Here is a 9046-nt window from a genome sequence, read left to right as displayed (position 1 = left end):
CATTCCGTGCTGATGATGATATGCGTGTTGGCTTTGCTGACCGCGGTCATCACCCTGTTGGCTCCAGCACTGACATCCCTGTTCGCCTCAGTGTTCCTGCCTCCGTGGAGGCGCGGACGGACTGTTCTGTTCGCGCTACCGCACCTGCGACCGCCCTCACTGATCGTCCTTTCTATTAGTCGAACCTGATTCTGTGGTCCGCCTCGCACGCCGCGAGGAGGAACCATCGCGCTACCCAGCGCACAGAATCTTCATCGTTCGACCAATACGACAGGACCTTTTCATGCGTTTCCGCACCCTCTCGCTCTCCGGCAGCGTTATCGCTGTCGCCCTCGTTCTCGCAGGCTGCACCGGCACCGGCGGTTCCATGCCGGGCATGGACATGGGCTCGGGCGATACGCCCAGCAGCACGTCAGGACCGTCATCCACGACAGCCAAAACGGCTGACGAGATGTTCGTGACGATGATGATCCCGCATCACGAACAGGCCATCGCGATGTCCGACGCGATCCTCAAGAAGACCGGGATCGATCCGAAAGTGACCGCGCTCGCAAAGCAGATCAAAGCGGCGCAGGCCCCAGAGATTCAGACCATGCAGGCCTGGCTGAAAGACAAGGGCACGTCGGCCGACTCCGCCCCGATGACCGGGATGGGCATGATGTCCGACCATGACATGACCACGCTGGACTCCGCCACTGGATCGGATGCAGCCCGACTGTTCCTGAGTGGCATGATCGCGCACCACGAGGGTGCTATCGAAATGGCCCGCTCCGAACTGAGCGATGGCAAGGACGCTGACATGCGCGCCCTCGCCCAGAAGGTGGTCGACGGGCAGACCGCCGAGATCACCACGATGAAGGACATTCTCGGCTCCCTCTGACCTGACATCTCGGGCCGGGCGCGGTGTCCGTTACCGCCCGGCCCGGGTGTCGTCCGCATTAGCGTCGTCACGCACGCCGCGGAACCACCTTTGAAAGAAGCGATCCATGACACCATGGCTTCACCGCGCCATCCGCGGTATCCACCGCGTCCAGAATGACGCGCGCATCGGTCCTCACCTCCCCCACTTCAAGAGGCGCGCCGTCGCACTGGCCGGTATCTCCATAGGTGGAGTACTGCTGCTGGTCGGCTGCACGGCCGCCGTCGCCCCGGACGCCTCCCCGCCCATTGCGGCCTCGTTCGGTCACGTTCACGGCATTGTCGGGCTCGCCGATGACGCGGTGCTCCTGGGAACTCACAACGGGTTGTACAAGGTCACCAAAACGGGCATCGTCACGGGGCCGATCGGCGGCAACGGCTTCGACGCGATGGGGCTGACCGGAACACCAGACACGCTCTTCGCATCGGGACACCCCGGTCCACAGACGGCCACCCAGTTGGGGGCTCCGAACCTCGGCGTCATCGACAGCGTTGACTCCGGAGTTACGTGGAGGCCTGTCGCGTTCACCGGAATAGAGGACTTCCACGTCCTCACCGCGGCCTCCGATGGCACGATCTACGCGATCGGCTCGACCTCGCCCGCGTTGCGAATCAGTCACGACAAGGGAGTTACGTGGCCCAACGGCGCGACCATTCCCGCTGCCGATATCGCCGTTGCCGCGGACAACACCCTGTATGCGGCAACGCCTGAGGGGGTGCTCCAGAGCAAGGACAGCGGTGCGACATTCACCACGGCCCCGGGGGCGCCACTGCTCTATCAGGTTCAAGTTGACTCATCCGGAGCGCTGGTAGGAGTTTCGACCGACGGCATCCTGTGGCGTCTCGCCACGGGGGTGTGGACTCGATTCGGGACCGCGACCGGGACCGTCCAAGCGCTCGGAGCGCTTAGGGACGGGACGATCGTGCTGGTCGATGATCGCGGCGTCGTCCAGATCCGCGACGACAAGGCCATCGTGCTGAAACTGTCCGGCCCGAAATCATGACGACCGACTGGAATCGCGACCTTGCCCGCCCGCGGAATGCCGAAACCACGAATGAGAGGCTCTCATGAACGATCACCGCAACACCGTCGTGCTAGAGGTGTCCGGAGTGCAATGGGCATCGTCGAAGGCCGTCGCCGAGTCCGCTCTGTCTCGCCGGCCCGGCGTCGTCGCCGTGGAGGCCAATCCCGTCGCCCAGACAGCAAACATCACTTACGATCCCTCGGTCACGTCGGTCGCTGAACTCCGACGGTGGGTCATCGAGTGCGGCTACCACTGCGCCGGACAATCGGTCCCGGACCACATCTGCGACCCTGCCGAGGACGAAGGCCACGGCGCACATCATGCTGACCATGTCCAACACGATCCGGCAGATCTCGCAGCCCCCAGCACGCGCGCTGCCGGCAGCCACGCCGGGCACGCCGCAGCCCCCGCGACAGGGGGGCAGGATCACGCCGAGGCGGCCGCGCACAGCCCACAGGACATGATGGGCCACGGCGGGCATCACGGTCCGATGTCCATGGACGCAATGGTCCGGGACATGCGCAACCGGTTCCTGGTGGCATTGATCCTGTCGATCCCGATCACCCTGTGGTCACCGATCGGACGGAAGGTCATCGGATTCTCCGTGTCCGCGCCGTTCGGGCTGCGCGACGACGTGTTCATGCTGATCCTGTCGCTTCCGGTGATCTTCTACTCCGCGTGGATCTTCTTCGACGGCGCCTACCGCGCGCTGCGTGCCCGCACCCTGGACATGATGGTCCTCGTCGCGGTCGGCGTCGGCGCCGGCTGGCTCTACAGCCTGGTCATCACCCTCACTGGCGGTGGTGAGGTGTTTTACGAGGCCGCCACGGTTCTGACCACTTTCGTATTGCTCGGGCATTGGGTGGAGATGCGCGCCCGGGGCGGCGCGAACGACGCCATCCGTCGGCTGTTGGAGCTGGCCCCCGCCCGTGCGGTCTTGATCCGTGACGGTGACGAGGTAGAGGTCCCGACATCCGAGGTCGTTCCCGGCGACCTCATGCTGATCCGCCCCGGCGCGAAGGTCCCCACCGACGGGCGAGTCGAGGACGGCGAGTCCGAGGTCGATGAGTCGATGGTGACTGGCGAATCCATGCCGGTCGAGAAGGCACCCGGTTCGGAGGTGATCGGCGCGACTGTGAACACCGTCGGCACTCTCCGGGTTCGCGCCACGAAGGTCGGCGCGGACACGGCACTCGCACAGATCGTGAAGCTGGTCCAGGAAGCGCAGAACTCCAAGGCTCCAGGGCAACGGCTCGCTGACCGCGCCGCGTTCTGGCTGGTCCTGGTCGCCTTGGTCGGAGGAACTCTCACGTTCCTGGTGTGGTTCCTCGCCGGCGCCGCGTTGCCCACGGCGATCCTGTTCGCCATCACCGTGGTGGTCATCACCTGTCCCGACGCTCTGGGTCTTGCGACGCCGACGGCGATCATGGTCGGCACCGGCCTGGGCGCCAAGCGCGGCGTGCTGTTTAAGAACGCGTCCGGGATCGAGGCCGCCGCGCGGATCGACACAGTCGTGCTGGACAAGACCGGCACGCTCACCAGGGGCGAACCTGAAGTCACCGACTACCTCCCGGTCGGGATGGAAGACCTCGAAATGCTCGCCCTTGCCGCCGCGCTCGAGCGGGAGTCGGAGCACCCACTAGCGAAGGCGATCGTCAGTTATGCCGACAGTCGGAACATTCCCCGGCGCACGGCGACCGCGTTCCGTAACGTCACCGGACAGGGCGCGATCGCGACCGTCGACGGCCGACAGGTGATCGTCGGCAACGCGCGACTGATGGCGGCCCAAGGCATCGATATCTCCCCGGTCGCCGCCACCCAGAAGGCTCTCGCGGACGGGGGGCGAACAGCAATCTTGTTCGCCGTCGATCGGAAGGCCGCAGGCGTCATCGCTCTCGCTGACGCGCCCCGCGACACAGCGAAAGCCGCAATCGACGCCCTCCACAAGCAGGGCATTCAGGTAGCTATGCTCACCGGAGACAACAAGCCCACCGCCACCCGCATCGCTGCGCTGCTCGGCATCGACACCGTGATCGCAGATGTGCTTCCGAAGGACAAGTCCGCCCAGATCGCCGAGCTGCAGGCATCGGGGCGGAAGGTCGCGATGGTCGGCGACGGCGTCAACGATGCTCCCGCTCTCGCTCAGGCCGACCTCGGCATCGCGATCGGCGCCGGCACTGACGTCGCCATCGAAACCGCCGACGTCGTCCTCATGCGATCCGACCCGCTGGACGTGGCGATCGCGCTGAGAATCGGCAAAGGCACCCTACGGAAGATGCGGCAGAACCTCGGCTGGGCCGTCGGGTACAACACGATCGCGCTGCCGATCGCGGCAGGGCTGTTCTACCCCGCCTTCGGGATCATGCTCACCCCCGAGATCGCCGCGATCAGTATGTCCGGGTCGAGCGTAATCGTTGCCGTCAACGCACTCCTGCTAAAGCGACTCCGCCTCCCCGCACAGGTCGCGCCCGCACCCGCGGCACCCGCAGCAGCCGGAAAGGACCGCCCATGACCGCCCGGGGATTTCTGCCGCGCACCTCTATGAATCGCCGCACGTTCCTCGGATTCGGTGTCGGCGCCGCAGCCACCGTCGCCCTGGCCTCCTGCGCCCCTGCCCCAACGTGGATCCAACCGGACAGCTCACAGGTGCGGGACGCGGAACGTCGCCGACGCGGCACCGGCCGAGTCACCAACGTCACCCTCACCGCTGCCCGAATAGAACTGGACCTGGCCGGCGTGACCGCATCGACCTGGGCATACGGTGCCGTCCCGGCTCCGGTGATCCGCGTCGGTGCCGGAGACACCTTGAAAGCGACCGTTCATAACCAGCTCCCCACGGACACCTCCATCCACTGGCACGGAGTCGCGTTGCGCAACGACATGGACGGGGTTCCGCCGATCACGCAGCAAGCCGTCAAGGGCGGAAGCAGTTTCGGCTACGACTTCATCGCCCCCGATCCTGGGACCTACTGGTTCCATCCCCACACGGGTGTGCAACTGGATCGCGGCCTCTACGGGGCGCTCATCGTCGAAGACCCCGCGGAACCGGGACGCTACGACAACGAATGGGTCATCGTCCTCGATGACTGGCTCGACGGTGTCACCGCCACACCCGACAAAGTCCTCAAAGAACTCTCCGCCGGGATGGCCGGCATGGGGGGAATGGGTGACATGTTCATGCGCATGGGCAACGCCCTGATGGGCGCGACCTCAGACATTCTCGCCGGTGACGCCGGCGACGTCTACTATCCGTACTACCTCATCAACGGGAAACCTCCCGCCGACCCGTCCCAGTTCACAGGCCGACCTGGCGACCGCATTCGGTTGCGGATCATCAATGCGGGCAGCGACACCGCGTTCCGACTCGCTATCGGCGGCCACGCCCTGACCATCACCCACACCGACGGGTTCCCCGTCAACCCGGTCGAAGTCGACAGCATCCTCATCGGCATGGGCGAACGGTACGACGCGCTCCTCACCCTCGGCGACGGCATCTTCCCACTCGTAGCGCAAGCAGAAGGCAAACGTGACCGCGGCTTTGCACTGGTCCGCACCGCCGACGCAACCCCACCCGACCGCGATGTCTCCCTCCCTGAGCTGTCCAGTAAGAGAATCGGCACCACAGCCCGGGTGGGAACCGCGACCAAGCTCACCGCATCGAAGCAAGTCGTGTTGCCCGAGCGGCGACCTGACCGCGAGATATCCCTCGCCCTCACCGGCAGCATGGACGCATACGACTGGGCGATCAACGAACAGCGTTTCGACATGAGTCGGCCGCTCGGCAACGCGTACGAAGTCCGAAGCGGGGAAAGAGTTCGGCTGACCGTGACGAACAAGACCACGATGTGGCACCCATTCCACCTGCACGGCCACACGTTCCAGCACTCCGACAACGGGCCACGCAAAGACACCTCGATCATCCTGCCCGGACGAAGCCTCACAGTCGATTTCGACGCGGACAACCCGGGTCTCTGGGTCGCGCACTGCCACAACCTCTACCACGCCGAATCCGGAATGATGACCGTCATCGGCTACTCGAACTAACCCCACGACAGTGCATTCCGCTCAGTTCCAACAAGAAATGAGACGCCAGAGTCGTCTTGTTTCGCCGGTCGGGACCGAGCTGGCCATACGGGGTAGGCCGCTTACCCGAGGAGCAATCATGAACTTGCGAAATACTGAACCTCACGTCGCTGACGCGTCAATGGCGAACACATCTGACACGAGCACAGACATTCCTATCCCCGGCTCCCGCCGATACCTGCGTCGGCAGGCCGCTCAGAATGCGGACCCGACAACAGAACTCACCGATCCATCGCCGTTCCGCAGCCCAGTTCCGGATCGAGGTGCCGTGCCGCGTCAGCGCAGTGCTCGTCCCCAGGCGCGTACTTCTGGGCGCCAGCGGACAGGAACTATAGACACCACCAGACCCCCGCAGAGCGATGCGCCCCCAGCCGGTGCGGCTGTGAGCCCGATGAGAGCTCAGCAAGCCGTCAGGCGTGCCAGCAAAGGTGCGGGTGCGGCATTCGCCATCGCCGCTCTTGCAGTGGGCACAACGCTCCCAGCCATGGGAGTCGTGCCCCTCCCGATGGGTAACGGCACAGCTCTCGCGACGTCGGACATTCGGGCCCAGTCGTTCACGGCGGCGAACAGTGTCCTCCCCGATGTGGAGGCGCATGGGGTGTTCACCGCAACAACTCCCGCTGAACTCTCAGCGATGCAGGCGGCAACTGCCGCGGCAGAAAAGACCGGTATCGCCTCCATCGCGAAACCCGGACAGGTGATCTATCCAATGCCATCCGGCTCTTACACGCTGACCGATGAATTCGGTGCGGCGAGACCAGGTCGCTCGCACATGGGACAGGATTTTGCGGCACCCATGGGGTCCCCGATCTACGCCATTGCAGACGGCTGTGTCAAGATTTCGCAGCAAAGCTACCAAGGCTACGGAGAAGCGGTGGAGTTGAGCCATCCTCAGCTCAGCAGTAGCAATTCCCTTTCTTCACTGTATGCGCACATGGAGTCGGGCTCGCGGGCAGTGCAAGTCGGAGATTGCGTTACAGCCGGCCAGTTCCTCGGCCGCGTGGGCAACACCGGATGGACATTTGGTACCGTCTTGCACTTCGAAGTGCGGGTCAACGAAAACGCCATCGACCCGCTAGCTTGGCTCGAGGCGAACGTCTTCTAACCGTTTTGCACAACTCGTAACTCTCCAGACGGGAGCGCTTACCTCATTCAGTCGTGTCCAACCTTGAAGGCGAACATCAGACGGTATACGGGCTCTTCGCAGATGAGCGGGTAGCCGGCTGAGCGCGTCGGTGCCCGGATGAGGGTCGAGGCCTTCCGATGATGGGAGTTCCTACACTGCCCATCCGGAAGACCTCGACGTGCTCCACGCTACCTTCGCGACCCCTGACCTCACGACGTTCTGCAGCAGCGACCAGAACGATTCCATGGCGGCGTTGTCCCCGGCGGCGCCGACGCGTCCCATCGATCCGACCATGTCGTGCCGGCGCAGTTCGCGGGCCATGGCCCGGCTGCGGAACTGGCTGCCTCTGTCGGCATGCAGGATGCACCCGGCGACCTCACCGCGGCGGGCGACTGCGTTTCGGACGGCGTCGACGGCGAGTTTCGCGGTCATCCGATCCGAGATGGAGTAGCCGACGATCCGGTTGGAGAACACGTCTTTGATCGCGCAGCAGTAGAGCTTGCCCTCGGCAGTCCAGTGCTCCGTAATGTCGGTGAGCCAGAGCCTGTTCGGGGCGTCGGCGCGGAACACACGCTGGACGTGATCGTCGAACACGGGCGGCCCGGCCTTCTTGCCCTTCCCGCGTCGCCGCCGTTGCGCCGAGGAGAGAAGCCCGGCCTGCGAGCACAGCTTCCACGCCGTCCGCCGACTCATCCGCCACCCCGCACGCCGCGCCTCGTCGGCCAAGTAGCGGTAGCCGAACGTCGGGTCGTCGTGGTGCGCGTCATGCAGCGCGTTAATCCGATACGCGCGGAGCACATCGGCACCCCGGATCGGGTCGTTGCGCCACCGGTAGTAGGGCTGTCTTGCGAGCTTCAGGACCCGGCACGACACCGTCACGGGAATCCCCGCGTCGGCGAGCTCAGATACGAGCGGGTACGTCATTTTGGGGAGCCACCGAGCCGCAGGTTCGCCTGCGACAGATACGCCGCAGCCCTTCTGAGCACCTCGTTCTCCTGCTCGAGCAGTCGGATCCGCTTCTTCAACTCCCGGGCCTCGGCGGCATCGGCGGCGGTCTGACCGGGCCGGTTGCCGTCTTCGATATCGGCTTGGCGGAGCCAGTTCTGCAGCGTTGCTTCGCTGATACCGAAGTCGGTGGCGATCTGTTTGATAGTGACGCCGCTCTCACGGCTACGAGCGACCGCGACGACGTCCTCGCGGAACTCTTTCGGATAGGGACCGGGCATGATGACATCCTCCCCGCCAGCGCCTCCCGGCACTAACGATCAGTCGTCACCGATCCGTTCCTCACGCCCCCTCGACGATTGAGATCCCGCTATTCTATCGCTGCTGCTACCAATACCGTCCCTTGATCTCCGCCCTCGGCTAAGCCCGTACACGGCCCCGTTCCGAGCATCTCGCGATCTCCCCGGTCAGCCTGGACAGAAGCTGCGCCCGCATGATCACGAGCGGCTGCCTGGCACCGAGCGCACATGCCTTTGGCTGCGGGAGCTCGACAGGCATGACTGCGGAGTCTTGGTGGTTCCTTGGTTGGCTTTGCGTAGCGTCTGGGACATGACGGTCCTGTTACACGATGCCGTGCACGTTGCGTTGATTCCGGACGCCTCGTCGATGCTGCACGCCTTCGGCCCCTGGGTGCTGGCGGGCATCGCCCTGCTGATCTTCATCGAGTCCGGCGTGCTGTTCCCGTTCCTGCCCGGCGACTCGCTGCTCGTGACCGCCGCGATCCTCGCCGGTCCGCTCGGGATCCAGCCCTGGCAGGTCGTGCTCGTCGGCGTGCCCGCCGCGTTCCTGGGCGACCAGGTCGGCTACCTGCTAGGCCGCCGGTTCGGGCGACGGCTGTTCCGCGACGACGCCCGCATCCTGAAGACCTCGCGGCTCGAGGAGACCGAAT

8 protein-coding genes and 1 pseudogene are annotated in these 9046 nt (G+C 64.9%); 7 read left to right on the top strand and 2 right to left on the bottom strand.

Annotated elements, in window-relative coordinates; translation table 11 throughout:
• From B7X32_RS14960 to B7X32_RS14935, 6 genes are all read left to right on the top strand, one after another.
• Positions 1-189, top strand: a 189-nt coding sequence (locus B7X32_RS14960; protein ID WP_292721218.1) for a hypothetical protein, incomplete at its 5' end; no start/stop codon positions are given.
• A gap of 94 nt (positions 190-283) precedes the next feature.
• Positions 284-880, top strand: a complete 597-nt coding sequence (locus B7X32_RS14955; protein ID WP_292721216.1) for a DUF305 domain-containing protein — start codon at positions 284-286, stop codon at positions 878-880.
• A gap of 106 nt (positions 881-986) precedes the next feature.
• Complete coding sequence (locus B7X32_RS14950) at positions 987-1922, top strand: hypothetical protein (protein WP_292721213.1); 936 nt, start codon at positions 987-989, stop codon at positions 1920-1922.
• Between the two features lie 64 nt (positions 1923-1986).
• A complete protein-coding gene (locus B7X32_RS14945) occupies positions 1987-4455 on the top strand; it encodes a heavy metal translocating P-type ATPase (protein WP_292721211.1) in 2469 nt (822 codons plus the stop codon).
• Positions 4452-5987, top strand: a complete 1536-nt coding sequence (locus B7X32_RS14940) for a multicopper oxidase family protein (protein ID WP_292721209.1) — start codon at positions 4452-4454, stop codon at positions 5985-5987. Before B7X32_RS14945 ends, B7X32_RS14940 begins: the two co-directional genes overlap by 4 nt.
• A 637-nt stretch (positions 5988-6624) precedes the next feature.
• Positions 6625-7131 (top strand): M23 family metallopeptidase, encoded by a 507-nt coding sequence (locus tag B7X32_RS14935; RefSeq protein ID WP_292721206.1) that lies wholly within the window; start codon positions 6625-6627, stop codon positions 7129-7131.
• Positions 7132-7302: 171 nt separating this feature from the next.
• On the opposite strand, the gene B7X32_RS14930 is transcribed toward B7X32_RS14935, so the two are convergent.
• Together B7X32_RS14930 and B7X32_RS14925 are read right to left on the bottom strand one after the other, a co-directional pair.
• A complete protein-coding gene (locus B7X32_RS14930; RefSeq protein ID WP_292721202.1) occupies positions 7303-8076 on the bottom strand; it encodes an IS3 family transposase in 774 nt (257 codons plus the stop codon).
• Positions 8073-8378 carry a transposase gene (locus tag B7X32_RS14925; protein ID WP_292721199.1) on the bottom strand — a complete coding sequence of 102 codons (306 nt, stop codon included), beginning with the start codon at positions 8376-8378 and terminating at the stop codon, positions 8073-8075. The genes B7X32_RS14930 and B7X32_RS14925 overlap by 4 nt, the downstream gene beginning before the upstream one ends.
• A gap of 328 nt (positions 8379-8706) precedes the next feature.
• On the opposite strand from B7X32_RS14925, the pseudogene B7X32_RS14920 reads away from it, so the two are divergent.
• A pseudogene (locus B7X32_RS14920) lies at positions 8707-9046 on the top strand (DedA family protein); the annotation flags it as partial.

It is taken from the genome of Microbacterium sp. 13-71-7 (assembly GCF_002257455.1).
Classification (GTDB): domain Bacteria; phylum Actinomycetota; class Actinomycetes; order Actinomycetales; family Microbacteriaceae; genus Microbacterium.
Note: the sequence above shows the minus strand (reverse complement) of the source record. Positions and strands in the feature narration are given on the sequence as shown.